Genomic DNA, 697 nt, shown 5'->3' on the forward strand with positions numbered 1-697 from the left:
ATCCGAATCGACGGCCTTCAAGCTGTCCGTGTCCCCAGCCATCCGTACCGGCGCACCTGTGGGCGTTGCTTTCGGAATGCTCGTAGAAGAGCGCTCGCGGACAGATTCTTCCTTCTTCGCGGAAGGTGCTTGGCCCTCATCGTCGGAGGATTCGGACGGGATCGGCGCGCTATCGGCACGGCCTGAGCTGAAATCAGACTCATCGGAGAGGTCGCCCCAGCCGGTCTCTACGGGGGCGGGAAGCTCCCCTTCTTCCGCTTTTGCAAGTTCTTCGAGACGCTTGGCCTCCGTCTTGGCGCGACGGGCGTCTTCGCGGGCCGCAGCTGCCGTTGCAATCTTGGCCGCCTGAGCTTTAATAAAGCTTTTAGAAACATTTGTGATTCGTTTAGTTTCGTCGGCGAGGGAACGCGTAGCCGTGGCCTGCTCGTCTCCGTCTGCCGTAGCGATATCCGAGTTGCCTTCCGTCTGCTGGGAACTGCTCGTAGTCTGAGGCTCATCCACCGCGCGATCACGCTTTTGCTCATCATCGGCATGCGCGACGGTTTGCGTCTCGTTCGCAGGCGACGAGGGGTTGGCAGAAGAATCCGGGTCAGAAGAGACATCCTGGTGTTGTGCTGCGCCCTCATTGTCAACATCGGAAAAACGCTTCTTTTGTTTGCCAAGGTGATTTAGGAAATCGGCGGTCATCTGGCCCTGG

Annotated in this window: 1 protein-coding gene; it reads right to left on the reverse strand. The window is 58.8% G+C overall.

Annotated features, from left to right (window positions below; genetic code table 11):
* Nucleotides 1-687, reverse strand: a 687-nt coding sequence (locus tag HMPREF1627_RS00480) for a hypothetical protein (protein WP_034500094.1), incomplete at its 3' end; no start/stop codon positions are given.
* Nucleotides 688-697 lie beyond the last annotated feature (10 nt).

Origin of the sequence: Actinomyces sp. S6-Spd3 (assembly GCF_000758755.1) — a bacterium.
GTDB lineage: Bacteria > Actinomycetota > Actinomycetes > Actinomycetales > Actinomycetaceae > Pauljensenia.